Annotated in this window: 23 protein-coding genes, 1 tRNA gene and 1 pseudogene; 19 read left to right on the plus strand and 6 right to left on the minus strand. The window is 62.0% G+C overall.

The features are described from left to right. Positions 1-2,154 carry a putative bifunctional diguanylate cyclase/phosphodiesterase gene (locus ACP7BZ_RS06705; RefSeq protein WP_426111309.1) on the minus strand — a complete coding sequence of 718 codons (2,154 nt, stop codon included), beginning with the start codon at positions 2,152-2,154 and terminating at the stop codon, positions 1-3. A gap of 1 nt (position 2,155) precedes the next feature. Further along, positions 2,156-5,035, minus strand: coding sequence for a response regulator (locus tag ACP7BZ_RS06710; protein ID WP_426111311.1), 2,880 nt, complete (start codon positions 5,033-5,035; stop codon positions 2,156-2,158). A 335-nt stretch (positions 5,036-5,370) separates the two neighbouring features. Here ACP7BZ_RS06710 and ACP7BZ_RS06715 point away from each other — a divergent pair, with 335 nt between their 5' ends. The 11 genes from ACP7BZ_RS06715 to ACP7BZ_RS06765 all read left to right on the plus strand — a co-directional run bounded on the left by ACP7BZ_RS06715 (position 5,371) and on the right by ACP7BZ_RS06765 (position 15,668). Then, positions 5,371-6,576 carry an HDOD domain-containing protein gene (locus ACP7BZ_RS06715; protein WP_426111313.1) on the plus strand — a complete coding sequence of 402 codons (1,206 nt, stop codon included), beginning with the start codon at positions 5,371-5,373 and terminating at the stop codon, positions 6,574-6,576. A 1-nt stretch (position 6,577) separates the two neighbouring features. Further along, complete coding sequence (locus ACP7BZ_RS06720; RefSeq protein WP_426111316.1) at positions 6,578-8,620, plus strand: putative bifunctional diguanylate cyclase/phosphodiesterase; 2,043 nt, start codon at positions 6,578-6,580, stop codon at positions 8,618-8,620. Between the two features lie 37 nt (positions 8,621-8,657). Beyond that, positions 8,658-8,747, plus strand: a tRNA-Ser gene (locus ACP7BZ_RS06725). Between the two features lie 144 nt (positions 8,748-8,891). Then, the gene (locus tag ACP7BZ_RS06730) at positions 8,892-10,100 is read left to right on the plus strand and encodes a tyrosine-type recombinase/integrase (protein WP_426111318.1); all 1,209 of its coding nucleotides are present in this window, start codon (positions 8,892-8,894) and stop codon (positions 10,098-10,100) included. 315 nt (positions 10,101-10,415) lie between these two features. Continuing rightward, complete coding sequence (locus ACP7BZ_RS06735; RefSeq protein ID WP_426111320.1) at positions 10,416-10,946, plus strand: PAAR domain-containing protein; 531 nt, start codon at positions 10,416-10,418, stop codon at positions 10,944-10,946. Between the two features lie 7 nt (positions 10,947-10,953). Then, a complete protein-coding gene (locus tag ACP7BZ_RS06740) occupies positions 10,954-11,556 on the plus strand; it encodes a paar repeat-containing protein (RefSeq protein ID WP_426111322.1) in 603 nt (200 codons plus the stop codon). Then, positions 11,553-12,101, plus strand: coding sequence for a hypothetical protein (locus tag ACP7BZ_RS06745; protein ID WP_426111324.1), 549 nt, complete (start codon positions 11,553-11,555; stop codon positions 12,099-12,101). The genes ACP7BZ_RS06740 and ACP7BZ_RS06745 overlap by 4 nt, the downstream gene beginning before the upstream one ends. A gap of 330 nt (positions 12,102-12,431) precedes the next feature. Continuing rightward, positions 12,432-12,701 carry a hypothetical protein gene (locus ACP7BZ_RS06750; protein WP_426111326.1) on the plus strand — a complete coding sequence of 90 codons (270 nt, stop codon included), beginning with the start codon at positions 12,432-12,434 and terminating at the stop codon, positions 12,699-12,701. Between the two features lie 766 nt (positions 12,702-13,467). Continuing rightward, positions 13,468-13,773, plus strand: coding sequence for a hypothetical protein (locus ACP7BZ_RS06755; protein WP_426111328.1), 306 nt, complete (start codon positions 13,468-13,470; stop codon positions 13,771-13,773). 200 nt (positions 13,774-13,973) lie between these two features. Further along, entirely contained in the window at positions 13,974-14,645 is a 672-nt protein-coding gene (locus ACP7BZ_RS06760; protein WP_426111330.1) for a DUF6088 family protein, read from the plus strand. Positions 14,646-14,648: 3 nt separating this feature from the next. Next, positions 14,649-15,668, plus strand: coding sequence for a nucleotidyl transferase AbiEii/AbiGii toxin family protein (locus ACP7BZ_RS06765; RefSeq protein ID WP_426111332.1), 1,020 nt, complete (start codon positions 14,649-14,651; stop codon positions 15,666-15,668). Between the two features lie 311 nt (positions 15,669-15,979). On the opposite strand, the gene ACP7BZ_RS06770 is transcribed toward ACP7BZ_RS06765, so the two are convergent. Together ACP7BZ_RS06770 and ACP7BZ_RS06775 are read right to left on the minus strand one after the other, a co-directional pair. Next, positions 15,980-17,731: a methyltransferase domain-containing protein gene (locus ACP7BZ_RS06770; protein ID WP_426111334.1), complete on the minus strand. Its 1,752-nt coding sequence runs from the start codon at positions 17,729-17,731 to the stop codon at positions 15,980-15,982. A gap of 499 nt (positions 17,732-18,230) precedes the next feature. Continuing rightward, positions 18,231-18,956 (minus strand): NADPH-dependent F420 reductase, encoded by a 726-nt coding sequence (locus ACP7BZ_RS06775; protein ID WP_426111336.1) that lies wholly within the window; start codon positions 18,954-18,956, stop codon positions 18,231-18,233. A 245-nt stretch (positions 18,957-19,201) separates the two neighbouring features. On the opposite strand from ACP7BZ_RS06775, the gene ACP7BZ_RS06780 reads away from it, so the two are divergent. After that, complete coding sequence (locus ACP7BZ_RS06780; RefSeq protein ID WP_426111338.1) at positions 19,202-19,327, plus strand: hypothetical protein; 126 nt, start codon at positions 19,202-19,204, stop codon at positions 19,325-19,327. 250 nt (positions 19,328-19,577) lie between these two features. Beyond that, positions 19,578-20,237 (plus strand): PEP-CTERM sorting domain-containing protein, encoded by a 660-nt coding sequence (locus tag ACP7BZ_RS06785; RefSeq protein WP_426111340.1) that lies wholly within the window; start codon positions 19,578-19,580, stop codon positions 20,235-20,237. 215 nt (positions 20,238-20,452) lie between these two features. Here the strand turns inward: ACP7BZ_RS06785 and ACP7BZ_RS06790 are convergent, their stop codons facing one another. Then, positions 20,453-21,520, minus strand: coding sequence for an alpha/beta hydrolase (locus ACP7BZ_RS06790; protein ID WP_426111343.1), 1,068 nt, complete (start codon positions 21,518-21,520; stop codon positions 20,453-20,455). 272 nt (positions 21,521-21,792) lie between these two features. Between ACP7BZ_RS06790 and ACP7BZ_RS06795 the strand changes: the two genes are divergently transcribed. The 5 genes from ACP7BZ_RS06795 (at position 21,793) to ACP7BZ_RS06815 (ending at position 25,822) form a co-directional block, all read left to right on the plus strand. Then, positions 21,793-22,137, plus strand: a complete 345-nt coding sequence (locus ACP7BZ_RS06795; RefSeq protein WP_426111345.1) for a serine hydrolase — start codon at positions 21,793-21,795, stop codon at positions 22,135-22,137. Beyond that, the gene (locus ACP7BZ_RS06800; protein ID WP_426111347.1) at positions 22,088-22,741 is read left to right on the plus strand and encodes a DUF3471 domain-containing protein; all 654 of its coding nucleotides are present in this window, start codon (positions 22,088-22,090) and stop codon (positions 22,739-22,741) included. Before ACP7BZ_RS06795 ends, ACP7BZ_RS06800 begins: the two co-directional genes overlap by 50 nt. 355 nt (positions 22,742-23,096) lie before the next feature. Continuing rightward, positions 23,097-24,176 (plus strand): cache domain-containing protein, encoded by a 1,080-nt coding sequence (locus tag ACP7BZ_RS06805; protein ID WP_426111349.1) that lies wholly within the window; start codon positions 23,097-23,099, stop codon positions 24,174-24,176. 15 nt (positions 24,177-24,191) lie between these two features. Continuing rightward, positions 24,192-24,812 carry a hypothetical protein gene (locus ACP7BZ_RS06810; RefSeq protein ID WP_426111351.1) on the plus strand — a complete coding sequence of 207 codons (621 nt, stop codon included), beginning with the start codon at positions 24,192-24,194 and terminating at the stop codon, positions 24,810-24,812. 236 nt (positions 24,813-25,048) lie between these two features. After that, positions 25,049-25,822: a hypothetical protein gene (locus tag ACP7BZ_RS06815; RefSeq protein WP_426111353.1), complete on the plus strand. Its 774-nt coding sequence runs from the start codon at positions 25,049-25,051 to the stop codon at positions 25,820-25,822. Between the two features lie 181 nt (positions 25,823-26,003). Here ACP7BZ_RS06815 and ACP7BZ_RS06820 read toward each other — a convergent pair. After that, a pseudogene (locus ACP7BZ_RS06820) lies at positions 26,004-26,480 on the minus strand (alpha/beta hydrolase-fold protein); the annotation flags it as partial. Between the two features lie 78 nt (positions 26,481-26,558). Between ACP7BZ_RS06820 and ACP7BZ_RS06825 the strand changes: the two are divergent. Then, on the plus strand, positions 26,559-26,930 hold the full coding sequence (locus ACP7BZ_RS06825) for a hypothetical protein (RefSeq protein ID WP_426111354.1): 372 nt from the start codon (positions 26,559-26,561) through the stop codon (positions 26,928-26,930). The last annotated feature ends 11 nt before the right edge of the window (positions 26,931-26,941 follow it).

The following is a 26,941-nucleotide window of genomic DNA, read 5'->3' on the forward strand; positions in this document are numbered from 1 at the left end:
TTATTTGAAGTCGATCGGGTCGCCGCACGGCAGCAGCAGGCGCTGGGCGATCGACTCGTGCGGCGACGGATGGCTTAGGTGGAAGCCCTGCACCATGTCGCAGCCGTATTCCTGTAACAGTGCCAGCTGGGCTTCGGTTTCCACCCCTTCAGCCACCACCACCATTTTCAGGCCGTGCGCCATGGCGATGATGGCGCGCGTGATGGCGGCGTTTTCGGCATCCTGCGGCAGGCCGCTGATAAAACTCTTGTCGATCTTCAGCGCGCGCACGTTAAAGCGCTTCAGATAGTTCATCGACGAGTAGCCGGTGCCGAAGTCATCGATCGACAGCTGCACGCCGATTGCGCGTAGCTGGTCCATCGTCGCCATGGTCGCGCGGGCGTCGTCCATCAGGGTCCCTTCGGTCAGTTCCAGTTCGAGCAGGGTGGGATCGAGGCCGCTGTCGGTGAGGGCCGACTGCACCACCTGGCTCAGGTTGTCGTCCTTGAACTGCTTGGCTGACAGGTTGACCGCCATGCGGATGCTGCGGCCGACGCTGCGCTGCCACGCTCTCGCTTGCAGACAGGAGGTGCGCAGCACCCATTCACCGATCGGCACGATCAACCCCGTCTCTTCGGCCAGCGGGATGAATTCGTTCGGCGAGATGGTACCGCGCTCCGGGTGGCGCCAGCGTACCAGCGCCTCGACGGCGACGATGTCACCGCTGGGCACATCGATCTGCGGCTGGTACAGCACATACAGTTCCTGGTTTTTCAGCGCCCGGCGCAGGCCCACCTCGAGCTTCACATGGCTCATGATCTGCATGGTCAGCGAGGAGCTGTATAACTTGGCGTTGTTCTTGCCGCAGTTTTTGGCGTGGTACATGGCGGTATCGGCGAACTTGAGCAGCGAGTCGCAATCGTCGCCGTCTTCCGGGAACAGCGAGATGCCGATGCTGGCCGTGCAAAAAATCTCGTTGCCTTCGATGAGGAAGGGCCGCCGCATGGCTTCCTTGACGCGGTGCGCCACATTGAGCGCATGGTCGACCCGCTCCAGATCGGGAATCAGGATGGTGAATTCGTCGCCACCGAGGCGCGCCAGGTTGTGCGAATGTTCGCCGCGCGAGACCAGGTCGGTGGGCCGGGTGGTCTCGCGCAGGCGCTCGGAGACCATCTTGAGAAGGTGGTCGCCGGCGTTGTGGCCGAGGGTGTCGTTGATGCGCTTGAAAGCGTCGAGATCCATGAACAGGACGGCGAATTTCTTGTTGCCGATCTTTGAGCGGTGCAGCTCGCGCTCCAGCGTCTCCAGAAATGCCTGGCGATTTGGAATGCCGGTCAGGCTGTCGCAGTAGGCCAGGCGGCGGATCTGTTCTTCGGTGCGTTTGCGTTCGCTGATGTCGCGCACCAGCCCGAGTACTTCAGCCGCGCCGGTGGCCACCAGGCGTGCTTCGAAGTGGTGGACGGCGCCGAAGCGGGTCAGTTCGTAGTCGACCGAGCGGATCTGCTGGGTGTCGAGCACCACCCGCATCTGTTCGAGCAGGCGCTCGGCGATCTCGCCGGGCAGTACCTCGGTGATGTGCTTGCCGATGCAGCCCTCGACGGCAAACGAGGCGGCGCTGTCGCGGCTGGCCCGTTCGCGCCCGCTCCAGGCGGCGCCGGAGCGCTCGTGGCCCGGCTCGTAATCGAGATAGAAACCGTCGCCATTGAGGCGGAAGAAGGTATCAGGAATGGCCGCCAGCACGGCACGGTTCTGCGCATCGGCAGTGCGCAGGCGGACAATGGCGTCGCTGGCGCGCAGCACGTACAGCACCCGGTGGCCGAGGATCGGCCAGTTGATCGGCTTGGAGACGAAGTCGGTGGCGCCGGCTTCGTAGGCGCTGGTGACCGCTTCGATGTCGTCGCCGCCGGTGACCATGATGATTGGCACCGCGCTGGCCGATTCCAGGCGGCGGATTTCGCGGCAGGCGGCAAAGCCGTCCAGCTTCGGCATCTCGACGTCGAGCAGGATCAGGTCCGGCGCCATGCTCTGAAAATAGCTGACCGCCTGCATGCCGTCTTCGGCTTCGATGCCATCGAGTCCGACCTGGCCGAGCATCTCGAGCATCAGCAGGCGCATTACCGGGTCGTCGTCGGCAACCAGCACGACGCCGCGTTTGTTGGGGGGCAGGGCGGCCATATCAAGTGTCCTTCTCTAGGATGGCGCTGAGCGACTTGCGCACCGCTTCGAACTCGTGCTCCATCTGGCGCAGCAGGCCGTCGGCGCCGTCTGTGCTGTCGCTACGACCGAGCGTTTCCAGGTCCTTGCACAACTGTGCCATGGTCTCGGCGCCGACGTTGGCGCTGCCCGACTTGAGACTGTGGGCGAGCTTGCGCACGGCTGGCGCATCGAGGCTGTCGATGGCGGCGCGGACGGCGGCGAACTGGCGCGGGGTGTCGTCGACGTAGGCGCCGACCACGCGCCGCACCAGTGCGTCGCCGCGCTCGGCCGACAGTGCGCGGATGTGGTCGAGCGCGCGCGGGTTGAGCGCGGCGCGATAGTCGGCCGCTTGCGGTGCCGCCGGTGGCGCCACCGAGCGCAGCGACGGCAGCGGCCCCACCGGATCGTTGGCCGGTGCCGAATCGGCGGCGCGCGCACCACCAACCAGCGGCAGGGTGATCCAGCGTCCCAGCAGGGCGCTTAGCTGCCCCTGGGTAAACGGTTTACTCAAATAATCGTCCATGCCGGCGGCCAGGCAGGTTTCGCGGTCACCCTGCAGCGCGTTGGCGGTAATGGCGATGATCGGCAAACTGCGCACGCTCTTGGTGTCGCGCTCGAGGCGGCGAATTTCGGCGGTGGCGGCGATGCCGTCCATGACCGGCATCTGGCAATCCATCAGCACCACATCGTAGTGGCTGGCGCGCGCCGCTTCGAGCGCTTCGGCGCCATTGCGGGCGCAGTGGACGTCCAGGCCGAGGCTGCCCAGCATGGCCGTGGCCACTTCGACGTTGACCGGATTGTCTTCGGCCAGCAGCACCCGGCGCGGCCGCGCGCTCGGTTGGGCAACGGCAGCAGCGGGGGCGGCAGCGGCGGTGACAGCGGCGGCGGCCGGCGCCGCAACGCCGGCGTCCGCGCGCGTGCGCGACTCCAGGCACTCGAACAGGTCGCCCGCGCGCACCGGCTTGATCAGCTGGTAGGCGACCCCCGCTGTGCGCCGCTGTACCGGGTCGGCCGCCAGCCGGGCGTCGCTGATGAGGATGATGCGGGTGGCGCGGTTGGCTGGCTCGGCGCGCATGGCGGCGGCCAGCGCCAGCCCGCTGGTGCGCGCCAGTTCCATGTCGAGCAGGGCGAGATCGTAAGGACGGCCAGCGGCCGCCGCTGCGCCCAACCGCTCGGTCGCCTGCAGTGAACTGGCGACGGCGTCGCAGTCGAGCTGCCAGGCTTGCAGCTGTTCGGCCAGGCGCTGACGGCTGGCGTTGTGTTCGTCGACAATCAGCACGCGTTGCCTTTCGATGGCAGTGAGCGAAAACCCTGGCTCGTCGGGATCGACGCGCCGCTTGTCGAAAGTTACCGTAAACCAAAATACGGAACCTTGCGTCAGAGCATTATCGACCCCGATGCGCCCGCCCATCAGTTCGACCAGCTGGCGCGAAATGGCAAGACCGAGGCCGGTGCCGCCGTATTTGCGGGTGGTTGAGCCGTCGGCCTGCGAAAACGCTTCGAAGATGCGGCTGCGCGCCTCGCGGGCGACGCCGATGCCGGTGTCGTGTACTTCAAAGCGCAGGGCGCACGACTGGGCATCTTCAACGCCGACCTGGACGGTGGCGCGAATGCGGCCGTGCTCGGTGAACTTGATGGCATTGCCCAGCAGGTTCGCGATGATCTGGCGCAGACGGTTCGGATCGCCGCAAACGGCCACCGGGATGTTGTTGGCAATCTCAAAATCGAGGGCGATGCCTTTGTGCTGGGCTTGCGGCGTGTAGACGTTACTGATGTCGTCGAGTAAATCCCACAAGTTGAAATCAATGTATTCGACCGACAGTTTGCCCGCCTCGATCTTGGAAAAATCGAGAATGTCGTTGATGATCACCAACAGGTGTTCACCCGATTTCTTCACCAGTTCGGTGTACTTGCGCTGGCTATCGCTCAAGCCGGTGGCCAGCAGCATCTCGGTCATGCCCAGCACACCGTTCATGGGCGTGCGGATTTCGTGGCTCATGGTGGCCAGGAATGCGCTCTTGGCGCGGCTGGCCGCTTCGGCAGCATTCTTGGCCCGCTCGAGTTGCTCGGTGCGCACGCTGACCTGGCGCTCGAGCTCGTCGCGGTGATGGCTGAGGGCGGCGCCCCGTCCTTCGATATGGGCCAGCATGGCATTGAAGCTGTCGATCAGCACGCCCAGTTCGTCGCTGCGCTGGTGGCTGACCCGCACACTGAAATTCTGGCTGCTGATGACTTGCCGGGCGGCCTCGATCAGGGTGCTGACCGGACCGGCGATGCTGCGTTTGAAGCGGCCCGCCAGCAGCAGCGACAGCAGCAGCGCGGCACCCATGGCGGCGGCGCTCAGCGCCAGGCCGGTGCCGATGTCGAGCCACATGGCGCTCAGATCGGCCTCGAGCATGATGATACCGGCACAGCTGCCGGCGTTACCGATCGCGCGGTACAGCCGCATGCGGCTTTGCCACAGGGCGCTGCCGCGCAAATTGGCGGCGTGCAGGGCGGCAGCATCGCGACCGGCGCCATCGACCGCGCTGAACACTTCCTCGCCACGGCTGGCCGCCACATAGCGCGCAAACAGCTTGCCATGGCTGTCGAACAGCACCGCACCGGCGATGTCCTGGTTCGCTTTGAGGGCCGACAGGGCGATGCGGGCGGCGCTGCGGTCGTTCAACAGCAGGGCGTCGACGCTGTTGGCGCCGATAACGTCAGCCAGGGATGCCAGCAGCAGCGCCTCTTGTTTGCGGTGATTGCTTACCGCCATGACTGCAAAGGCGATCAGTACCAGGATCAGGGCAGCGCCCGTGGAGAGGAAGGTAATGATCGTCAGTTTCTGGTTCAGGCTGCGTCGCGCAAATGTCAGCATGGCATACCTGCGTTGATGGAACAGTCAAAAATCAAGCGCTCAGGGGCGTCCTGTGAAAAGACAACAATTCCAGCAGAAAAAATATACGGGGAAAGGTCAAGTTCAAGCTTGATATGACGCAAACGGTTATGGTCTGCGCGGCAACAGCTGGACGGCAGTGGCAGCGCCTAATCCGGTCGCGGTAGCCTGTCTGCGTGCGCGTCAGTGCAACACGATAGTAAATACCACTGCGCAACATCGTTGCGCATCAGGTACACTCGCAGGAACAGGGTCATCGTTCTGTTCTTGTAGAGCGATCATAGTTTCATCACGATGGAATCGACCAAAGCCCCGACATGCAAATGGCCGTCGCCGACACCACGGATTTTCCCCTTGTTGACCTGCGCGCTGTGTCCGACAGTGCGCATCAATGGGTGGCCTTGAGCGTCCGCTTGGGAGCGCCGGCGCGCGTGCCGGCGGCAACCGCGCCGTCGCCATGGCAGACGGTATTTGACGACGGCGCGCTGCTAAGCGCCATGGTGCCGCTCGACTGCATCCTGCACCTGCCCGGCCCCGGCGTGCTCGATGCCGCGCTGCTGGCCAAACTGCCACCGGACCGGGTGGTGCTGGCGATCGACGCCGCCGCGCTGGCGCAAGACGGCGCCCTGCGTCAACTGTCGGCGCTGCAGCAGGATGGCTACCGGGTGTTAATCGACAGTGGCGCCGGCGCCGGCGTGACGGCGCCGCCGACCTTTCCTGCGGTGGCGCACGACTGCGCTGCCGCGCTTGCCTACAAGACGCCGTTGCCGGCCCTGTTCGGCCCCCATCTGGCCCACGCCGTCGAGACGACCGCCCTGTTCGAAGCGTGCAGCAAGGCGGGCTTTTCCTGGTTCAGCGGCGCCCATGCCTTGCACCGTCCTGCCGCTGCCGCTGCCGAGGGCGATGACGCCGACGGCACCACCGCGCGCCGCCTGCTCAAGCTGCTCGGTCTGCTGTTGGCCGACGCCGACACGCGCGACATCGAAGTGCAGCTGCGCCAGGATCCGGCCTTGTGCTACCACCTGCTGCGGCTGGTCAACTCGGCGGCGTTTGCCGCCGCCATGCCGATCAACAATTTTGCGCAAGCCATCGACCGCCTCGGCCGGCGCCAGCTGCTGCGCTGGCTGCAATTGCTGCTTTACACGCGTGCGCGCGCCGATGGCCTGGCCAATCCCTTACTGCCGGTCGCGGCGATGCGGGCGGCGCAGATCGAATTTTTGTGTGGCGAGTTGGGTGGTGACCGCGCGGCCCAGGATGTGGCGTTCCAGATCGGCGTATTTTCGCTGCTCGACGTGCTGCTCGACATGCCGATGGCCGACATCGTCGCCGCGCTGCTGCTGCCGCCCGAGCGCGCCGCCGCGCTGCTCGAGCGCAGCGGTGTGCTGGGCGGCTTGCTGGCGCTGGTCGAAGGGGGCGTTGCCACCGGTGCGGCACTGACGGCGGTGGCGATCACGCCGCTGCAATGGTGGCACAGTCAGCTGCGCGGCTTTCACTGGGCGATCCAGGTCAGCCGGAACCTCTAGCATGGTCGTCCATCCCGCCCCCGACTTCATCGCCAGCAGCGCCGCCCTGTGCGACGCCGTGCTGCATTTGCGCGGCGGCGTCTTGCATGAAGAACTGGGGCGTATCGCGCGGGGCTTGCTGGCCAGCCCGCACGAGCAGTTCGATCCGCAGCCCGCCAGCGCCGCGCCGTCGGCGGGGGCGGCGGGCGTGTTTGGCCAGCTGGTCCAGATCGTCGCCAGCAGCGACACCGTGTTCGGCAGTTTTACGGTTGCGGGCCGCGCCCCCTACACCGCGTACGATAGTCACCTGCTGGTCAGCCTGGCGCGGCTGACCGCCAGTCTGCTGCAGCTGCATACCCCGGCGCCGGCGCTGCCCGATAGCGCGCTGGTGGCGGTGAATGACCAGCTGTTGCGCCAGACCCAGATTCTCGAGCAGATCTCCGAGTCGGTGCTCACGCTCGATCGCGGCGGCTACATCACCAGCTGGAACCGCGGCGCCGAACGGCTGTTCGGCTACAGTGCGCCCGAAGCGGTGGGCCAGCACATCCTGTTCCTGTACGTTGACGAAGACGCCAACTTCCGCGACGCCTTCGCCGAGCAGGGCGGGCGCATGATGGAAGTGCGGCGCCGCAAGAAATCGGGCGCGGTGTTCTGGGCCAGCCTGACGCTCACGCCGCTGGTCGATGGCGCCGGTCGCCAGGCCGGCCTGATCGCCTACCTGAGCGACATCACTGACCGCAAGCAGGCCGAAGAGCGACTGCATCACCTGGCATATTACGATGCCCTCACCAAGCTGCCCAACCGCACCCTGCTGACCAAGCTGCTCGAGCAGGGCCTGGCGCTGGCGCAGCGCAATGACATGGCCGGTTGCGTGCTGTTCGTCGACCTGAACCGCTTCAAATGGATCAACGACAGCCTGGGCCGCCAGATCGGTGACGAGCTGTTGCGCCAGGTGGCGCTGCGCCTGCGCGGGGCCTTGCGCGAAGAAGACATCGTGGCGCATTTGTCGGGTGATGAATTCGTCGTCGGCCTGTTCGATCTGCGCCAGCACTTCGAAGCGACCACGGTGGCGCATAAACTGCAGGCTTCGCTGGTGGCGCCGTTCCTGATTGAGGGGCACGATTTGCGGGTCGGTACCAGCATCGGTATCAGCGTCTATCCGCAGGATGGCAGCGACGCCGAAACGCTGCTGCGCCTGGCCGACATCGCCATGGCGCGCGCCAAGCAGGGCCATGACAAGCTCGAAGGCAGCGTGGCGTTTTACAGTCTCGATATGAATCACGGCATGCACGAACGGATGCGCATCGAATCGGGGCTGCGCCACGCGCTCGGGCACGGCGAACTGGTGCTGCATTACCAGCCGAAGTTTGACATCGCGGACGTGCGCATCAATGGCGCCGAAGCGCTGGTGCGCTGGGTCCATCCGCAGCGCGGCATGATTGCGCCGGCCGATTTTATTCCGCTGGCCGAGACGACTGGACTGATCGTGCAGGTCGGCGAGTGGGTGCTGGAAGCGGCCTGCGCCCAGGCGGCGATCTGGCAAAGCGCAGGACTGCCGACGCTGCGCATTGCGATTAACGTCTCGGCGCGCGAATTTACCGCCTCCCTGCCGATCCGCGTGGCCGCCACGCTGGCGCGCTACCGGCTGGCGCCCGAGTGGCTGGAGCTGGAAATCACTGAGAGCGCGCTGATGCAGGACATCGAGCGGGTGATCGCCATCATGAACAGTATCAATGCGCTGGGGGTGACGCTGTCGCTTGACGATTTTGGCACTGGTTATTCGAGCCTGTCGTATTTGAAGCGCTTCCCCATCCAGAGCTTGAAGATCGACCGCTCCTTCACTATGGGCCTGCCCGACGACCCCAGCGATTGCGCGATTGCCACCACCATCATCAGCATCGGCCAGAAGCTTGGTCACCGGGTGATTGCTGAAGGGGTGGAGACGGTCGAACAGCTGGCATTTTTGCGGGAATCGGGTTGCGACGAGGCGCAGGGCTACCTGTTTTCCAAGCCGATCAGCGCGGCCGCGTTCGAGACGGCATTGCGGGAGAACTGGTTACTGTAGGCTGCGGGCCTGGGCTTATGTATAATGTTGGACTGCAGGAAGCGTGGCCGAGTGGTTGAAGGCAGCAGTCTTGAAAACTGCCGACGGTGTGAGCCGTTCGTGAGTTCGAATCTCACCGCTTCCGCCAGTAGCTCATCAGTAGGCTCCCCAAACGGGAGCTTTTTTTTCGCCTTCTCATAGGAAAAAAATCAAAATTAAGGGTCCGGGGGCGTCCTACACTGTCCAGCACTATCCGCGTCAGCCGCATGGGTAGAAACATGGGTAGGATCACATGGGCCAGCATGTAAAAAAGCTCTCCGCCATACTCGTCGCCAAGTTGAGTTCGCCTGGATATTACGGCGATGGCGATGGCTTGTGGCTGCAGATTGCCACGGGCGGATCGAAGAGCTGGGTGTTTCGTTTTACGCTCGCCGGCAAGCGCCGCGAGATGGGGTTGGGTGGCCTCAGTGCCGTTAGCCTGGCCATCGCGCGCGAACGGGCAAGCCAGTGCCGCCTGCTATTGAGCGAGGGCAGGGACCCCATCGTCGAACGCAATGCCGCCCGCACCAGCGATGCGTTGCACCGCGCGCGTCTTAAAACCTTTGACCAGTGCGCGGCGGCCTATATCAGCGCCCACCGCGGCAGCTGGAAGAGCGCCAAGCACGCGGCCCAGTGGGAGACTTCGCTGGCCAATTATGCCTCTCCCGTGTTCGGCGCGCTGCCGGTGTCCGACGTCGACATCGACTTGGTGGTGCGCGTGCTGCGGCCGATCTGGGACACGAAGACAGAAACGGCGGTGCGCCTGCGTGGCCGCATCGAGTCGATTCTCGATTGGGCCACCGTCAGCAAGTACCGCACCGGCGACAATCCGGCCCGCTGGCGCGGTCACCTTGAAAACCTGCTGGCCGATCCGAACAAGATCGCGCCGGTGGTGAATTTTCCGGCGCTGCCGTGGCGCGAGGTGTCCTCGTTCATGACGCAGCTGCACGCGCGCGAAGGCGTGGCCGCGCGCGCGGTGGAGTTGGCGATTCTGACCGCCTGCCGCTCCGGTGAAGTGCGCGGCGCGGCGTGGGATGAAATCGATCTTCAGGCGCAGGTGTGGACGGTGCCGGCCGCGCGCATGAAGGCGGGGAAGGAGCACCGTATTCCCTTGTCGACGCAGGCCATCACGCTGCTGCAGCAGATGCCGCGCGAAGGCGCCTTCGTGTTCCCGGGCCGCAGCGCTGGCACCATCCTGTCTGATATGAGCCTGACCGCCGTCCTGCGGCGCATGGGGCGCGGCGACATCACGGTGCACGGCTTTCGTTCGACTTTTCGAGACTGGTGTGCCGAGGCGGTGGGCAATGCGTTTGCGCGCGAGGTGTGCGAGCACGCGCTGGCGCATAGCTTGCCGAATAAGGTGGAAGCGGCGTATCGGCGCGGGGACCTTTTCGACAAGCGGGTGCCGTTGATGCAGGCATGGGCGGATTACTGCAATCAGAGCGGTTTCGCCGCAGTCTGAATGTCAGGCGTATGGAAACTGTTTACCAGGTTATCTCACATGCCCGCGCATCAGCGGCGCAATGGCGATTTGGCGCGTTATGGCAAGGGCCTGATCCTGTTCTTCATGCATAACATTAAGTTCCCACCAAACTCACGCGAATAGTCCATCCAGGCGATACGGTCGACCGCATATCCGAAAAACGGGCACTTTACAGAACCATTTTTTTTGCATAGATGGAACTTATTCTGCGTTTCCTCAAGCCAGTCTCATGCTGCGGATCAATCATTCCCCATTCGCTGCGTAGAAATTTGCAAAAAAAACGATGGAGGGCCAATGAAACGTTACACCATTACACTTGGGGCGACGACGACGTCCGGTGGCAAGGTCACTTCAGCAAGCAGTAGTGGCCGTATTAACGGGGCGCTCATCGCGCTGGAAGGAGACGCGATTTTTTGCCCAGCTTGTAAGTCAACGGGAAAGATCGTATGCGTCGGACCGCGGATTCCCGAGCAATGGAACGGGAAGAAAGTTGCGCTGGAAGACGACTACTGCGCCTGCGGATGCGTCCCGCCGCCCCGTCTGGTCCCGAATCAGTCACTGCGATGCCAAGATCTTGGTTCCGGTAGCGACGAGCGCAGCGCGGTCGCTGGACAATCGGTCATGTCATACGCCGGCGACGCAAAGCCCAGCTTCGATGACAAATTCATTCTGTTCGATGCTGACACTGGCGAGACTCTGTCCTCCGTCGAATATGCCATCAAACGCGCGAACGGCAACGTTGAATTTGGTACTACTGATCATTTAGGGCATACGCACCTGCTGAGCGCGGAAGCGCTCGCCGAATCCATCGAAATTTATTTGTGAGGATAGGATGAGTGCGCCGATAAAATCCCCATCCGGAAAAATTCTGCAACTTCGCGCTACCAGGACAACGACGCCAAGCGATGATTCCGAAGCCAAAAAAGTAAAAATTAAATTAAGCAAGGAGCAGCGATTGGCGGAAAATCGAGAAGCTCTTAAGAACGCTAACGCCCAGGCATTTCTCAAGGCGATTGCGGATGCCGAGGGAGGAGACTACGATTTTAAATATGGTGCTGTTAAAGGCAGACGGAACGATCCGTGGCGATTTACTGACTACTCAACTCATCCAGGGCCGGGCAGTGGGGGCGTGACGACGGCTGCGGGCATGTACCAAATTACCAAGGCGACCTGGGAGGATCACGGTGAACGGCGGATGGGACTGACGGACTTTACGCCAGAAACCCAAGATCTGATTGCCGTCTCGATCTTGCGCGGGTCGGGTGCCATCGAAAAAATCAAGGCCGGTGATATTCAGTCGGGGGTGGCGGAGGCATCACATCAATGGGCTTCATTACCGAAGGGGCGCGGATTGTCAGGTCGCTACAATCAGCCTTATGTGCAATTCGAGCGCTTCGAGGCGGCGTACAAAGCCGCAGGAGGAATCAGCAAATGAAATTGCCCTCGATTGCAGGCTGCAGCTTACTTGTGTTCTTCTCGATCATTTCACGGGCAGAAGCAGTCACGCTGAAAAGTGGTGAATCCTTTACGCATGCCCGATCCAAGATCTACGGCGCCGGTTGGCGTGCAGACCTGCGCGCGCATGCTGCAGTCGGCGAATACGCCGGGATGGATCGCCGCCTTATCGAGCGTGGATTTGACGAGGTCGATTATTGTAGTGTGGGAGAAACCTTCTGCGTGCTTCAGTACACGCGGGGTAAGTCATGTTTGCGACTTCAAACACAGGGCGAGCAGATCGAGGCAATGAAAGTAGTCAGTTGGTCAGACGAGTGTCGCGAGCGGGCGGCCGACGAACCACTTGAGGTGTTGCCCGCCGAGGTGCGCTTCGCGCTGCAGCGGCGTGAAGATTGCGAAACATTCGGCGACTGCGATGGATTGGAGGCGGCTCTGCTGAAGCTAAAGAGAGATTATGCGCGTAATCGTAGTGCCATCAAAGCGCTTCGCTCCAATGGACGGAAGACTTCTGTCGTTCCCAAGTAAGCATTGAATGCACAGCAATCATGGGGCAGAGCACAGCAATCTGGGCCAGTGCCAACGACCGGTTCATGAGCCAGTTTCCCGCGCGCGAAGGCGTCACTGCGCGCGCCGTGGATTTTGCGATTTTGACGGCCTGCCGCTCCGGTGAAGTACGCGGCGCGGGATGAAAACAATCTGGATGCGTATGTGTGGACGGTGCCGGCCGCGCGCATGAAGGCGGGGAAGGAGCACCTCATTCCCTTGTCGACGCAGGCCCTGGTGCTGCTGCAGCGGAGACCGTGCGATGGCGCTTTCTTGTTCCCTATCTGACGCTCGGGCATCATCCTCTCCGACATGAGTCTCACCGCCGTTCTGCGGCGCATAGGGCGCAGCGACATCATGGTGCGTGGCTTTCGTTCGATCTTTCGCGACTGGTACGCCGAGGCGGTGGGCAACACGTTTGCGCGCGAGGTGTTCGAGCACGCGCTGGCGCATAGCTTGCCGAATAAAGTAGAGGCGGCGTATCGGCGGGGAGACCTGTTCGACAAGCGCGTGCCGTTGATGCACGCGTGGGCGGACTACTGCGCGGCGGGTGACGCATCGGCTCACATGCCGGATCGCTGACTGCGCGCCTGGACGTGAGCTTGAATTCAATTGCGCAGGAAACCGTATGTTTAATTATGACGAAATCGACGCACTGCGTGGCATTGGAGGACCGCTACGGCGTTTTGGACGATGCCTTGGGTACTTTGCCATCAGTGCTGCGGCGACCTGTCCTGGGCACTTCAGGCATACGGGAAGGGCGGGCCGACGTCAACCGATTTTCATGAGCAAGTGAGCGAATGCGCGGTACCGTTCGAGCGTTGTTGACGTTGGAAACGATTGCAAACTCCATCCCCCTGGCGTTACGATCCAACGCACTTTGTACTGCACAAAAACTGCATTAAATCGAACTAAAATCGAACCAAAAACTATATAAAAACACGATTAAAACTACTTGGAGAGGCGGGCAAGATAGGTGAAGTTAGCTAACCGGCGGCGCCAGTTATCTACCTTCACTTTGTGACTTGCCTTATTTGCACTTTGTGCTCAACGGACATTGCGGAACGCAACTGAGGACGCCGCCCTCGATGCATCCGCATCAGGAAGATGAACGCCAGGAAAAGACCATGGCGTTGCTGATGGTGGAGGGCAAGCTGGTAGTCTGCAAGACGAATGTTGAAGGGAAGTGTTGTGGCGGACTTCTAGGTAATCTTGAAATCGTACATTCCGTATAAATGATATAGATCGTATAGTGGTACATGAATTTTAATGATGTCTATCAAACCTCCTATCCGTTGATAGCGTTACGCTGTAACGAATTTACGTCTTGAAACTAAAGGGGGACCTTATGGCCAAGTCGACGGCGGAAAGACAGGCGGCATACCGTGCGCGCCAATCCAGTGCGGGCGCTGACGGGAATGGACAGCGCCGTGTCAGCATGTGGCTCAGTACAGGCGCCGCCCTTGCGTTAGCTCGACTGGCCCGCCGTTACGGCGTAACGCAGCGTGAACTTGTGGAAACCATGGTGCGGACGGAGGACAGCAAGGTACTGGAGACGATTGCCATGGATTCACCGGAGTGGGAAGAATATTTTTCGTATAAGGCGCCATTTGGCGGCGTCGATTGCGACACCTCGCTATCCCATGACCGGTAGAGTCCGGGCGTTACGGTGTAACGAAGCTGCGCCGAACGCAGAGCCCCCAGCACGTGGTAGTGTGAAAAAATGCATAGCAGAGAGGAAGCGTCGACATGGCGCGTCGTTGCGTGGTTTTCCGGTGATGTGGCGTTGACAGTCAATCCCCACCCATCGCACAAACTCGCCATTTGTCAGAAAAAAGTGATATATTTTCTGACATGCGAACCTCTTCAGCCACTGCAAACCCACAAAAATTGACGAACACTTCGGGCAATGGCGCCCGCAGGAGCGGCATCGATGCGGCCATACGCGCAAGGCTTGAGCCGGCAGTAACAGGGCAAGTGTTTAGTCCAGGCGACTTTGCCGATCTGGGCGGACGCGCAGCAGTGGACAAAGTGCTTTCGCGACTGGCGGCAAGTGGACAAATCCGACGCATTGCGCGTGGCTTGTACGACGTCCCGCGCGAACACGCTCTGCTCGGGCCGTTACTGCCCGCAGCGCAGGATATTGCGCGTGCGCTAGCCGACAAGGGGAGCTTACGACTGCAGCCTTCCGGCGCCTATGCCGCCAATTTGCTGGGGCTTACAGAGCAAGTGCCGCTGAAGCTGGCGTTTCTCACCGATGGCGCGTCGCGCGTCGTGCAGGTTGGCAACCAGGCCATCCTTCTCAAGCACACGACGCCTCGCAATATGGTCACGGCCGGGCGTATTAGTGGTCTGGTGATCCAGGCATTGCGCCACCTGAAGCAGGACAATATCGATTCTCAGACAATTGCGCGACTGCGTGCGCGCATGACGATTGATGACAAGAAGGTGCTATTGGCCGATGCGCAGTTGGCACCGGCATGGATTGGCGAGGTGATGCGTCACATCGCAAGCGAAGAGCGCTAAGCGATGCCAAAATTTCTTGACCTGTCGACATCCGACCAGCGCCTGACAATAGAACAGACCGCCGCTCGAACAGGCTGGACGGCGTCGAGCGTCGAGAAGGATTTTTGGGTGTCCTGGGTACTGCAGCAGCTATTTACAATGCCCGAACTGGCGCCGCATCTGACGTTCAAAGGTGGGACGTCGCTATCAAAAGCATGGGGACTGATCGATCGTTTTTCCGAGGACATTGACCTGACAATCGGACGTGATGCGCTTGGTTTCGGTGGCGACAACAGCCCAGAGCAGGCGCCCAGTGCCAAGCAGCGGTCGAAGCGGCTCAAGGCACTGAAAGTGGCATGCAGCGAACACGTAGGCAATGTTGTTCTACCCGATTTGCAAGAGCGGCTGGCCTCAATCGAGGGCCTGGCGCCATGGTCGATGGAAATCGATGACGAGGATCCCGACGCGCAAACAATACTGCTTCGCTATCCCTCGCACTTCGATGCGCAAGCAGCGCGCTACCTGCGCCCCGTCGTCAAGATCGAGTTTGGCGCGCGCTCCGATCCTTGGCCGATGCGAGAACGTATGATCCGGCCGGTGATGGCCGACTACTTTCCACAAGCCTTGGAGGAGTCGGATGTCATGGTTCACGCGCTGGCGCCCGAGCGCCCGTTTTGGGAGAAGGCGATGCTGCTGCACGAGGAGCGGTTTCGGCCGGCGGATAAACCGCGCCGGCCACGCATGGCGCGTCATTATTACGACCTTTTCCGTTTGATTGAGCAGGGTATCGGGGCGAGCGCATTGCAGGATAAGAATCTGTTCTTGCAAGTGGCAGCGCACCGGCAAATTTTCTTTGCACAGTCCTGGGTGGACTACTCGACGCTTCGGATGGGATCGTTGCGAATTCTGCCAAGACCAGATCAGGAGGCAGCCTGGCGCCAGGATTACGCGCAAATGCAGGAGGAAATGTTCGGGGCAGTGCCGCCAGCTTTCGATGATTTGCTTGCCGCCGTCACACAATTTGAAGCTACCGTTACAACGTAACGCAATCATCTCATAGGCGATGAAGAGGTAGCGCAGGTGGTTTGATCGACTCTAACGGTAAGAGGTCGACTTCCGCGCATTTTTCATTAACAGTCGGCACGATGAAAGGGGCAGGGCAGGTTTGGAAAGCCCTCGTGTCAGATTAGTGGTCGCTTTAACTGGCTTTGACGGATTATTCAACTTCGCTGGCTACTGATCAGGTAGTATCAATTTGCCCGACGTGACCATCTGCTCTCCACGCAATAACGGGTGACGAATGGTAAGGGGAGGGCTGAGCTTCTGTCCGTTTTCGGCGTTGCCGCTCGCACCCGTTACGGCACGGCGTCGATCGCCGCGCGCCTGGAGACTGTAGTGCGCGTGCCAGCGACTGGCGGTTCCCACGGTCGCAATCCCTGATCGTTCGCCAACCTGATCCGGTGCATTTGCATGGCGTCGATGACGTCCGCCGGCGCGGGGCTGCTGGTCAGGATCGGCAGGGTCTGCGACGCTTCCAGGAAAAACTGGCGGCGCTTGCCGTCTTCTTGTTCGAGGAAGGCGCTGTGCCACCAGGTTGCGATGGAATCGCTGGCGCGTTCCAGCGCCGCTTGCGTCACCAGGCGATCGGACTTCTGCATGTTGATCTGTTTCGATGCAGGCATCAGGTTCCAGGCATCGCCGCAGGGCCATGCCGAAAAAGGAAAACAGTGGTCGATATCGTACTGGTCAAGCAGGCGCGCGCCCGACCAGACGCAGTACACCGGCTTGCCGTCCGCGCGCATGCGCTCGACCGCCGCCCTGGCGAAGCTGGTATCGCGCGCCGGGTCCACCCATGCGAGGAGCGAGTTGGCGAGCGGGCCGATGTCCGGGCGGGCGCCTCCGTCGTAGGATGCGATCAGGCGCACCCATTCGGCCACCAGCACCGGTTCGATCCAGACGTTGTAGTGACTCATCGCCTGCCAGAGTTCCATCGGAATGCGAAATTCGCCCAGGCTCCATAGAAACGCCGCATCGATCTGCAGCGGATCGGGTGTCGCCACCATGCGCCGCCGCGCCACCTTGAAAATGGGTTCGTCGCTGGACGGCCAGCGCAGGTAGTTCGCCGGCATGTTTCGGATCAGCTCAGAAATCTCCGACAGGCTGCGGTGCAGATGCTTCGCCGTCGGCCCGGAGAACGTCGAGCCGATGCGCAGCTCCACGGCGGTGACGGGCCTTAGTTCGAGAAAACTGTGCGTGACGAAGCCGGGACCGGTGCCGAGGCGCGATGCCGGCATCTGCGGCAGCGCATGTTCGATGAGGGGCTTGAACATGCGCAGCCAGAACAGCGAGACCAGCCCAAGCGGGACGACCACCGATTCGTCCTCGTGGCGGGCCAGCCCGGCCGCGCTATCGGCGATGCGAGCAAGCACCCGCAGCAGGGCGATCTTGTAGGTCGACGCCTTGCTGTCGACCAGAATCAAATGGCGCAACAAGGGCAACGCGCCAAGCCCGTCATCGGGCAAGCCCAGCACGACGCTGGTCCACGACACCTCGCTGCGGCCCAGCCGGTCGGCGCTATTGTGGGTGTGCACGATGCGCAGACCAAATTGCTGCGCCATGCCCACCAGTTCCGGCAGCGACACCGCGAACATGCCCCGTTCCGCATCGGCCGTCCCGAGCCGCAGGCTGATGGCAATGCGTCCCTTCGGCGCCAGCAAGGTCGCCAGTTTGCGCAAGGCGCGGTGGCGCTGCCCGGGGGGAATGTGCATCCACACGGCCGACAGCAAGATCAGATCGAAGCTCAGGCCAAGGCGGCCTACTTGTGCCAGGTCCGGCAGACAGTCCGCTACCCAGTGAATGCGACTGCAGGGGTGGAGCACGCGCGCGTGGGCCAGCATGGCGGCGGACGGCTCGACCGCCACCACCTCGTAGCCGCGATCGGCCAGCCACGCAGCGTCGCGCCCGGAACCGGCGCCGACGTCGAGGATGGTGGCGCCGGCTGGCGGCAGTAAGTCGAGCAGGCTGTCGTGGACGGCTTCGAACGCGAGCGACTCGTACTGCTCCACCAGGCGGGCTGCGTGCTGGTCGTAGTGGGGGAGGGAGGCCATCGACGGCGGCTTGCACTGTTGATTAAAAGCCTATTGTATTCCAGAACTGTTCAATAACTTAATTGTGCAAGTCGGGTCATGGTTGTATCGGTGCGGGGGGGAGGCATTCGAATTTTTCTGTAGCGCGTGCAAATTGTCGCGCTGAGTTTCGACGCATGGCGGACGCGCTGCTTCGCCTGTATGGTTTGGTCGGCTACCAGAAGCAATGGGGCAGGATGGCTTTCCGGTGGCCGAGCTCGACCGATAGAAAGACTCCGGCACGTGCCTTGCAGTTCACTGCAGTGGACTGAAAATGCTGCAGAACACGGACCGAGGCTCTGCGCTGCCCCGTCAATTGGCAGCTTTCTTGCTCCAGGCACGTTGCCGGGGCGGAGAAAGCCGGGGCAGCAGGTCCCATCAACATTCATCGGCGCGGCACTGTGAGCAGACCGGCGGGTGCGTGTTTGTCAGGGCCGCTACCGGCTGCCTCCGCCCGCTAGTCGCACCTTGTGGCCGTGTGCTATTCCAGCTTGTTGCCTTGGGCAGCCATCGCCTGTTCCTGCTTGGCGTGGTTGGCCAGGTACTCGGCATGTTGCGCTTGGCTGCGGCGGGGGCCGAGACTGGCGAAATGCGCGCGCAGTTCGTCGGCAGGCAGGTCGGCACCGTAGCAGGGGGTGCCGGGTTGCTGGCGCCACGACTCGTGCAGGCTGCCGTCGTCCACCGCGTCAAAGCCCAGTTCTTCGACCAGCGCCATCACTTTGCGCTTGGCCGCGGCGTCGTCGCTGGCCACCGGCAGGGAGATGCGACCAGGTGTGCCAGCAGGCAGGCCCTTGTTCTGCAGGTGGTCAGCGTAGATATTGTTAAATACCTTGACCAGCGGGCGGCCCAGGTGCTGCTGCACCCACTCGCTTTCCGTGAGGTCGCCCGTTTCCAGTTCCGGCATATGACCGTCGCGCAAGATCGGGTAGTAGTTGCTCGTGTCGATGACCGGCACCTCGGCCGCCACGCCCGTGAACAGGTCTTTTGGCAGGTCGGGGATGTTTTTGAGCGGAATGGTGACGACGATGATGTCGCCGTGGCGCGCCGCTTCCTGGGCCGTCACCGGCTTGGCACCGGTTTTTTGGGCGATCTCTTTGAGCGTTTCAGGCCCGCGCGAGTTGGCGATATAGACCGAGTGACCGAGACTGACGAGCCGCACGGCGAGGGCACTGCCGATATGGCCGGCGCCGATGATTCCAATGTTCATGGTGTCCTTCAATGTAAGAGGTGGGTGTTGCAAGGGGGGGGCTGGCGCACTCGTTCAATGGCGACGATGAACTGCTTTTTCAGGCAGCCACGCAGCGTATTTCACGACGGGCAACATCTGTTCATGCAGCGAGGTCGCGTGGCTGAAATTCATACTACACCCAAAGGTGCGCAGTTTCCGGCACGGCTCAACGGTGCGGCATACCGGTATCTGGGCCCGCATTCCTCACTACCGCACCATCTCAGGTGTTGCTCAACCTTGAACAGCGCACAAGCGATGCGCTGCAAGGGACCAGCAATGCGGGCCAGCGCTGCGCCTGGCTCTCGCCGGGCACGATGGCGGTCGGCTTTGCCGTGCGGGCGGCGACCTGACCATGCGCATCGTTGCCGACAGCGACGACGTAGTGAGCGAGCCTTCGCGTGGCCGCGCTGCGGTGGGACTTTTTGCACGTCCAGCGCTCCTGGTCAGCCGCCAGCTTCGTAAAATCAGACTGTCGAATAATTTTACACACGCGTAATTGAGATTGACTTAAAAACCCTAAGTTGATGATTTGTAAGTTAAATTTATTTGTGGCACTAATATTGCTTACAGGTGCAGCATCAACCTACAACAGGAAGTCTCATGAAACTCTTCAATGCCTTCGTCATCGCAGCAGCCCTGGGCCTGGCCGCGCAAGCCGGTGCAAGCACCATCGACAGCAGCAGCTATAGCCTGACCAGCCTCACCGGCACGTTCGCGCTGGGCCGGACCGACTGGAACGCAGTCGGCGAATTTGGTAGCCTGAATAACACCACGCAGCTCGCTCAGGTGCAAACCCTGCTGTCGGACGGATACACGCCGATGACCTCTAGTCAGACCGGTTACAACGGCCTTTACAGCGGCTATCCGTCCAATGCCAACACGATAGAATTCGCATTCAACGGCGGTGCCGACTACCTGCTCAATTCCTTGACGTTCCTGGCGTCGCGTTCGTATTCGAGCACGACCAGCGTGGTACTGGAGTATGCGCTCAACGGTGGTGCATGGCAGACCGCGGCCAGCACGACGACTGGCGCGCTGGGCATCACGACCGGCGCGGCGAATAACTACCTGCTCAACTTCGGCGGCGTCACGGCCGACGCATTCCGCCTGTCGCTTAACGGCAGCCAGATTTCATTCCATGAAATCAGCGTGGACGGGACCACGGCAGTTCCCGAACCAGGCAGCGTGGCCCTGTTGGGTCTGGGCCTGATGGGCGCACTCGTCGCCAGACGCAAGTCGAAGCCGGCCAGTCAGGCATAAGCGCCGGACGCCTGCTGGAGGAAAGCCCGCCGCGCGCGGGCTTTTTTGCTCATGAGTGCCATGCCCAGGCGCGCACCGGCTACAAACACTGGGCTGGCGGCGCCGGTGCACGAAACAATCCCCCAGCCAGCTTGCACATCCCCACATGCCGCGCTTGCTTGCCCGGACGGTGTCGATCGGCGCCGGTCATCCGAGCTGGTCTGCCATGTGCGCGCTTATTTGGTAAACGCCCTGATCAAGCCATCGGCCGCAAACTGTTCTGCCTCTTTCGCTTTTGGCACGACAGCGCCCATGCCGAAGAACTCGTGGGTAACGCCGCTGTAGAGTCTGTAGTCGACCTTCACCCCAGCCTGTTTTAGTGCGTCGGCGTAGGCTTTGCCTTCCGACAGGAGTGGATCGATCTCGGCGGCGACGATGGTCGCTGCTGGCAAGCCTTTCAGGTCAGCATTCTTCAGCGGCAGCGCCATCGCGCTCGTCGGATCGGCGCCGTAGTGCTTGAAGAACCATGCCATCATCGGTTTGCTGAGCGGTTTGGCGGCGACGTTCTGCACGTAGGAGGGCCGCGTCATGTCGTTGTCGACCACCGGGTAGACCAGCAACTGATGCACTGGCAGGGGAGCATGCTGGTCCCGCGCCATGATGGACACCACCGTGGCCAGGTTGCCGCCGGCGCTTTCGCCGCCCACCGCCACGCGCTTGGGATCGCCATTGAACGCGGCCGCGTGTTCCAGCGTCCAGGTGTAGGCGGCGCAGGCTTCGTCCGGCGCGACCGGGAACTTGTTCTCAGGGGCGCGATGGTAATCGGCGGAGACGATGATGGCCTTGGCCATTTTTGCCAGCGCACGGGGCGCGGCATCATACACAGCGGTGTCGGCAATCACGAAACCGCCGCCGTGGTAATACACCATTACCGGAAACGGGCCCTTGCCTTCGGGTGTGTAGATGTGAACGGGGAAATCGCCATGCGGCCCCTTGACCGTCATCTCCCTGACGGTCACCCCCGCTTCGGGTGCCGTGCTCTTGCCTTCGTCAGCCAGCACTTTCTTGACCGCGTCCGCTGGCATCGGCTGCTTGCGCGCTGCGTCGGGCGTGAGCGTGTCGATCGGCTTGCCGCCGAGCGATGCCAGGGCGTCGAGAACTTTTTGCATGTGCGGTTCGGCCTTGGGCGGCGTGCTTGCCGGTGCGGAGTAAGCGCTCGCGCAAAGAGCAGCGCCGAGGGCAGCAGCCGAGACTTGAAGAAACTTCGCCATATGGAAATCCTGAATAAAAGCGCGAAAGCGCAAAATGCACTTTCATCAACATTTCACAATGTTATTGATTCACATTGCTGTGGTATGTGCGGCCACGAACTGAAGGCGACCTTGACGTGTAAAGGCAATAACGTCGCCACCTGGATCTCTGCAGGCCCGGCCAGCAAGGCGTGCTTGCTGCTTCGAACAGGCTGATGTATGTTTGAGCGTACTGATCTTCCCTGTTGCTGTGCGCACTGACTGCGTGCCGACCGCAAGCGTCACTGGCCGGCCGGCGCCATGCCCCCTGATCCGCAGGAGCTTTCATGACACTGCCTTGCCGACTCGCCGCCCTTGCCATCATCGCCTTTGTGGCAGCGCCCGCCGCGCGGGCCGCCACGCCCATCAGCGCGACGGTGGCGCGGACCATGCAAGCCTTCGACGTACCCGGTATTGCCGTGGCCGTCGTCAAGGATGACCAGGTCGTCTACAGCAAGGGATTCGGCGTCGATGCCTTGGGCGGCGGGCGCAAGGTCGATCCGCACACCCTGTTCGGTATCGCGTCGAACAGCAAGGCCTTCGTGGCGGTCGCCGCACACCATCCTCGAAGCGAGTTCGCGCGTGGTTCGTTCGAATTTTTCGACATACGGACTGGGCTGGTTCATCAATGACGCCAATGGCTACAAGGTTGTGATGCACACGGGCGGCCTGGCGGGGATGGTGACCCAGGTGGTGCTGGTGCCATCACTCAAGCTGGGCATGGTCGTGTTGACCAACCAGGAGCAGTCGGGCGCCTACAACGCCATCAGTCTCACCATTCTCGACAGCTATCTGGGAGTGCCGGCGAGCGACCGTGTCAGTGCGTTGCGCCAGCTGCGCGACGAGCGGGTGGCCAAGGCGGCCCGGCAATCGTCCCCGGCGCGCGTGTTGCCGTCGACTGGCGCGACGGCGCCGATGACGGCCGCCGCGCTCGATCCGGCGCTGGTGGCCGGTACCTGGCGCGATCGCTGGTTTGGCGACGTCACCATCAGCCAGGCCGGCGACAGGCTGCATTTCGCCGCCAGGCGCTCACCGAAGCTGAACGGTGATCTGCAGTATTTCCGCGGTAATACCTATATCGTCAAGTGGCGCGACCGCTCCTACGATGCCGATGCCTACGTCACCTTCAGTTTGGGCCACGACGGCAAGCCCAGCCGCATGACCATGGCGGCCATTTCGCCGCTGACCGATTTCAGTTTTGATTTTCAGGATCTGGATTTTCAGCCCATCCGTTGAGCCGGAAGGTGCGGCAGCGGCCCGCCCGCACGCCTCAGGGCGACGGCCACGCCATCGCCATCTTCTGGTGGTCCGCCCTGACGCGGACCACCAGGCATGCGCCATTCTGGCACTGATGCCGTTATTGCACGGGGGCAATATGGCATTGCCACTGCCAATGCACGCATTTACAACACATACCGACTATTGGTAACAAATACCCGGAATCATTGTATACTTAATTTCTCACATGCAATTTTGTGGGTGAATTCGGGCCTCTCCAGATCCGTACAGCCGGCGCGCCCGGGGCGCTGATTTGTCGCCTAATTGCCGTCGTTCGAAGAATGCCATTCTCACTTCAACCGCGAGACGTACTATGACTTCTAAATTCAACCTGAATATCTTCCACAAAGTGGTGGCGACCCTGCTGGCGGTAACGTTGATACCGCTGTGTACACTGTGGTACGTCGGCAACAGCACGGCGGAGCGTGAATTGACGGCGAATATCTCGCAGAACATCGTCGCCACCATGAACACCGCGGCCGCCCGCATCAATGGCTGGGACGACAGCAATCTGCGCGTGTTACGCCAGGCCGGCCGCCTGAACGACATCACCAGCATGAAAAGCGAACGCCAGTTGCCGGTATTGACCGCGACTGGCAGGGCTTACGATGCTTTTCTGGTGCATACGATTGCGGCTGACGGCAGCAACATCGCCCGCAGTGATGGCAGCCCGCTGCTCAATTTTCGCGACCGTAGCTATTTCAATGAGGTCATGAAAGGTGCGCCGGTCGGGCGCCAAGTCTTGCTCAGCAAGACCACCGGTAAGCCCTCGCTGTTATTGGGCAGTCCGATCCGCAACGACAACAACGAAGTCATCGGCGTCATTTCCATGGGCCTGAACCTGAGCGATATTTCGCAAGTGGTGACCGATGTGCGCGTCGGCGCCACCGGCCGCGCGATTCTGCTCGACGCCACCAACAAGGTGATCGCCCACGGCGACGCACAAAAGGTGAAAACGGCACTGCAAGATTTCAGCAACCACAGCGCGCTGAAAACGGCGGGCATCACCGATGGCCCGATGACCTATCAAAATGATGGCAAGGAGATGATCGGCTACGTGCGCAAGCTGCCCCAAGGCTGGACCCTGCTGGTCGAACAGGAATACGACGAGGCCTTTGCGCCGCTGGCCCAGATGAAAAAAGAGGGCCGCCTGTTGATTATCATCACGATCGCCCTGGTGGTCGCTCTCGCTTACATCCTTGGCATGGCGCTGACCCGCCCGATCAACGAACTGACCCTCATCGCCGACAAGCTCAGCAAGGGCGACTTTGACGTCAACATCACCCAGAGCGGGCGCGGCGACGAGATCGGTTCACTGGCACGGGCGATCGAACGGCTGGGCATCAGCATCAAGCTGGCCATGGACCGACTGCGCAGCAAGTCGTCAGCATAACGAGGGGCAATCAATATGGCACAAGCCGAATTCACCCCTTTTCCTTCCTTGATGGAGCAGATCGCCAATCTGTGCGGGCAGCGCCAGACCGGTACGGTGATGCTGGTCAGCGATGACAATCGCATGGGCCAAATGCATTTGCGCGCCGGGGAAATTGTGTTTGTCATGTGCCGCGGCCGGCGTGGCCGCGATGCCCTTGGCATCATGCGTACCATGCAGGCCGCACGCCTGAGTTTTGTCGCCGGTGGAGTCGACGCCGCCGAAGCCATCGAATGGGCCAGCAAGACCGTGCTGGACTACCTGAAGGGCCTGTTGCCCGACTTGCCGGGCCAGGGCGATGGCGGCGCGCTCGCGCAGCCCGCCGCAGCCGCAGCGTTCGCCACCCGGCCGGTTGCGCCTGCACTGGGCGCGGGGCCTCAGTCAGCCATGGCAGTGGAGCTGACGCCGGCCACCCTGGCGACGTTCGAGGAAGTCATGCTGACCTACATCGGACCGATGGCGCAAATCGTTTGCGGCGACCATTTCCGCACGGCCACCGATGCACGCGCCTTAACCCTGGTGCTGGCCACGGAAATTCCCGGGGCCGCCAATCAGGCCAAGTTCAAGGCAGAAATCGCCAGTTTGCTGAACCTTTGACGATGTTCCCGCGCGGCTAGCGCCACACCGCGTCTGACGTCGAGCTGCCGTGTTCGACCAGGCTGGTCCAGCACTGGCCGACGCGTGCACAAGCGCGGCGCACTGCCATGGCCGCGCTTGTGGTTTTTTATGCAAAGTGGTTATTTTTGCTCGCTTCCGGCGGTGGTACTGATCTAAGATGGTGGCATGCGCAGCGCCGGTCGGTGCACATGGGCGCATCGTTCAGGAGATGCATCATGCGCAGCTATCTCGGTATCCTCGCAGCAGCCCTGTGCGGCTGCTCCTTTCTTACGTCGCCCACGGAAAAGCCGGTCATCGAAGATCACTCCGGGGTCCTCGGTACCTTCGCCACCGTGGCCGAGCGGCGCATGATCGTGACAAAAAAGAATTACTCGAATGGGGCCGAGAACAACCCCGGCTATTACTCAAGCTTTTGTGCCGAGCCGCCGCCGGACAGCACCCAGAGCATCGCCAGCTCGCTGACGGCAGCGCTGCGCGCCGACGCTTCGCAGGACAAAGGTAAGCAGAGCGTGAGCGCCGAAGCGGCGCGCGAACTGATCACGACGGCCAAGTCGCTGTTTAGCCGCTCGCAGGGCGTGCAGCTGTTCCGCGACGGCGTCTACAACCTGTGCCAGGCCCACCTGAATGCTGCGATCTCCCAGGAAAATTACGTCACCATGTTTTCCACACTGCTCAGCGTGAGCGCAAAATTGATCGACGACGAAATTGCCAAGAGTCCCGGCGTCGATGTGGCCAAGGCGGTCAACGCGGCCCAGGAAGCGCAAAACGCCCAGGCACAGGTTGCAGCTGCGCTCGTTACGCTCACCACGTTCAAGAGCCAAGCCGAATCCGACCGCAGGACGGCGGAAGCGGCGCGCGCGGCGGCCCAGAGCGCAAGTCGTGAAGCGCAGCATGCGGCCGATGAAAAATTGCAGGAAGTCGCACTGGCGGTGAACCGTGCGGAAGCGGCAGCCAGCCGCGCCGAGGTCGCGGCGGGAGCGGCCAAATAGCCGGCCCACCCACCCACCCGCCCGCCCGTCTGCCTGGTTGCGCGCTCTGCGCCGACCCGGTGAACCCATCGCCCCCGCCGCGCGCAGGCGCCATCGTTGCAGATGTTCGCCTCGTTTTCAATCCGTGCTGGCAGGGCGAGATTGCGGAGGGAGCCAAACAGCGTGCGGCGCCGGCTGCCCCCTTGACGCCCGCGACCGTGACGGCGTAGCGGCGGGCGATCTGCGGCATCAGCTCGGTGCGCAGGAACTGGCGCAAGCGCTGCGAAGCACCGAAGCGGAGGGCGATGGCACGGTCGCTGGCGCTGACGGTGGGCGCCGTCAGGTCGCGCCGGCGCCCGGTGTTTTCGATGCCAACGAGCAGGAAGGCACGGCTGCTGCCGTCGCCGGCCCCGACTTGCAGCAGCCCGGCCAGGTGCAAAAAGTCTTCGTCGATGCCGCCATCGGGCATGTACAGCACGGGCAAGACCGTCCCCGGCTTCACCGGCGGGGCAGACACGTTGATGCGGCGCTGTTCGCCCGGTACGACGGAAGCGATCAGAAAGGTGACGCCGACGGTCAGCGGGGCAGCGGCCGCGGCCAGGGCAGGGCAGGCAGCGCCAGGGTGGCGAGCAGGATCAGCATACGTAGCGGGGGCATGGGAGGGGGCGGTGGTGGTCAATTGAACGTCGCGGCGCCGCTACGCCGAAGGACTGTGCATCTTAGGCCGGGGTGGCGACCGCAGAACCCCCGCGTCAGAATGTTGTCCGGAAAGCGCTCACCAGAACCCGCACCGCTTCGCCGTGACAGCGGGCCGGCCCATGACAACGATGTCATCACCACCATTGCGGTCACACCGGTCAAGCAATTGGTCGCTTCCGGGATGCAGCGTGAATGTCATCTCATCGACACGCCTGTATCCGATGTATCCAAAGGTTTCAATTCCCAAAAGAAACTAACCATCAGTATATTATCCTTCACATACCAACTTGCTTGCCGGAGAATTTCAATGCGCCGTCGTTACGCCCAGTTCCCATCGCCTGCCACTATCGTGCTGCGCCGTGCCACCGTGCTCGCCTTGCTGTTTGCCGGTGGTGGTGGCCTTGCGTGGGCCTGCTTGGCGCTGCCGTAAGCGACCGCGGG

It is taken from the genome of Massilia sp. PWRC2, from assembly GCF_049896725.1.
Lineage (GTDB): Bacteria > Pseudomonadota > Gammaproteobacteria > Burkholderiales > Burkholderiaceae_D > JAFCUW01.

What these genes read in the sequence shown, in the direction of transcription:
- ACP7BZ_RS06750 (WP_426111326.1), top strand. Translation starts at nt 12,432, where the DNA reads ATGAGTCTCACCGCCGTTCTGCGGCGCATAGGGCGCAGCGACATCATG.
- ACP7BZ_RS06825 (WP_426111354.1), top strand. Translation starts at nt 26,559, where the DNA reads ATGTTGTCCGGAAAGCGCTCACCAGAACCCGCACCGCTTCGCCGTGAC.
- ACP7BZ_RS06815 (WP_426111353.1), top strand. Translation starts at nt 25,049, where the DNA reads ATGCGCAGCTATCTCGGTATCCTCGCAGCAGCCCTGTGCGGCTGCTCC.
- ACP7BZ_RS06760 (WP_426111330.1), top strand. Translation starts at nt 13,974, where the DNA reads ATGCGAACCTCTTCAGCCACTGCAAACCCACAAAAATTGACGAACACT.
- ACP7BZ_RS06765 (WP_426111332.1), top strand. Translation starts at nt 14,649, where the DNA reads ATGCCAAAATTTCTTGACCTGTCGACATCCGACCAGCGCCTGACAATA.
- ACP7BZ_RS06740 (WP_426111322.1), top strand. Translation starts at nt 10,954, where the DNA reads ATGAGTGCGCCGATAAAATCCCCATCCGGAAAAATTCTGCAACTTCGC.
- ACP7BZ_RS06795 (WP_426111345.1), top strand. Translation starts at nt 21,793, where the DNA reads ATGACACTGCCTTGCCGACTCGCCGCCCTTGCCATCATCGCCTTTGTG.
- ACP7BZ_RS06720 (WP_426111316.1), top strand. Translation starts at nt 6,578, where the DNA reads ATGGTCGTCCATCCCGCCCCCGACTTCATCGCCAGCAGCGCCGCCCTG.
- ACP7BZ_RS06770 (WP_426111334.1), bottom strand. Translation starts at nt 17,731, where the DNA reads ATGGCCTCCCTCCCCCACTACGACCAGCACGCAGCCCGCCTGGTGGAG.
- ACP7BZ_RS06715 (WP_426111313.1), top strand. Translation starts at nt 5,371, where the DNA reads ATGCAAATGGCCGTCGCCGACACCACGGATTTTCCCCTTGTTGACCTG.
- ACP7BZ_RS06755 (WP_426111328.1), top strand. Translation starts at nt 13,468, where the DNA reads ATGGCCAAGTCGACGGCGGAAAGACAGGCGGCATACCGTGCGCGCCAA.
- ACP7BZ_RS06730 (WP_426111318.1), top strand. Translation starts at nt 8,892, where the DNA reads ATGGGCCAGCATGTAAAAAAGCTCTCCGCCATACTCGTCGCCAAGTTG.
- ACP7BZ_RS06735 (WP_426111320.1), top strand. Translation starts at nt 10,416, where the DNA reads ATGAAACGTTACACCATTACACTTGGGGCGACGACGACGTCCGGTGGC.
- ACP7BZ_RS06710 (WP_426111311.1), bottom strand. Translation starts at nt 5,035, where the DNA reads ATGCTGACATTTGCGCGACGCAGCCTGAACCAGAAACTGACGATCATT.
- ACP7BZ_RS06705 (WP_426111309.1), bottom strand. Translation starts at nt 2,154, where the DNA reads ATGGCCGCCCTGCCCCCCAACAAACGCGGCGTCGTGCTGGTTGCCGAC.
- ACP7BZ_RS06775 (WP_426111336.1), bottom strand. Translation starts at nt 18,956, where the DNA reads ATGAACATTGGAATCATCGGCGCCGGCCATATCGGCAGTGCCCTCGCC.
- ACP7BZ_RS06805 (WP_426111349.1), top strand. Translation starts at nt 23,097, where the DNA reads ATGACTTCTAAATTCAACCTGAATATCTTCCACAAAGTGGTGGCGACC.
- ACP7BZ_RS06785 (WP_426111340.1), top strand. Translation starts at nt 19,578, where the DNA reads ATGAAACTCTTCAATGCCTTCGTCATCGCAGCAGCCCTGGGCCTGGCC.
- ACP7BZ_RS06745 (WP_426111324.1), top strand. Translation starts at nt 11,553, where the DNA reads ATGAAATTGCCCTCGATTGCAGGCTGCAGCTTACTTGTGTTCTTCTCG.
- ACP7BZ_RS06810 (WP_426111351.1), top strand. Translation starts at nt 24,192, where the DNA reads ATGGCACAAGCCGAATTCACCCCTTTTCCTTCCTTGATGGAGCAGATC.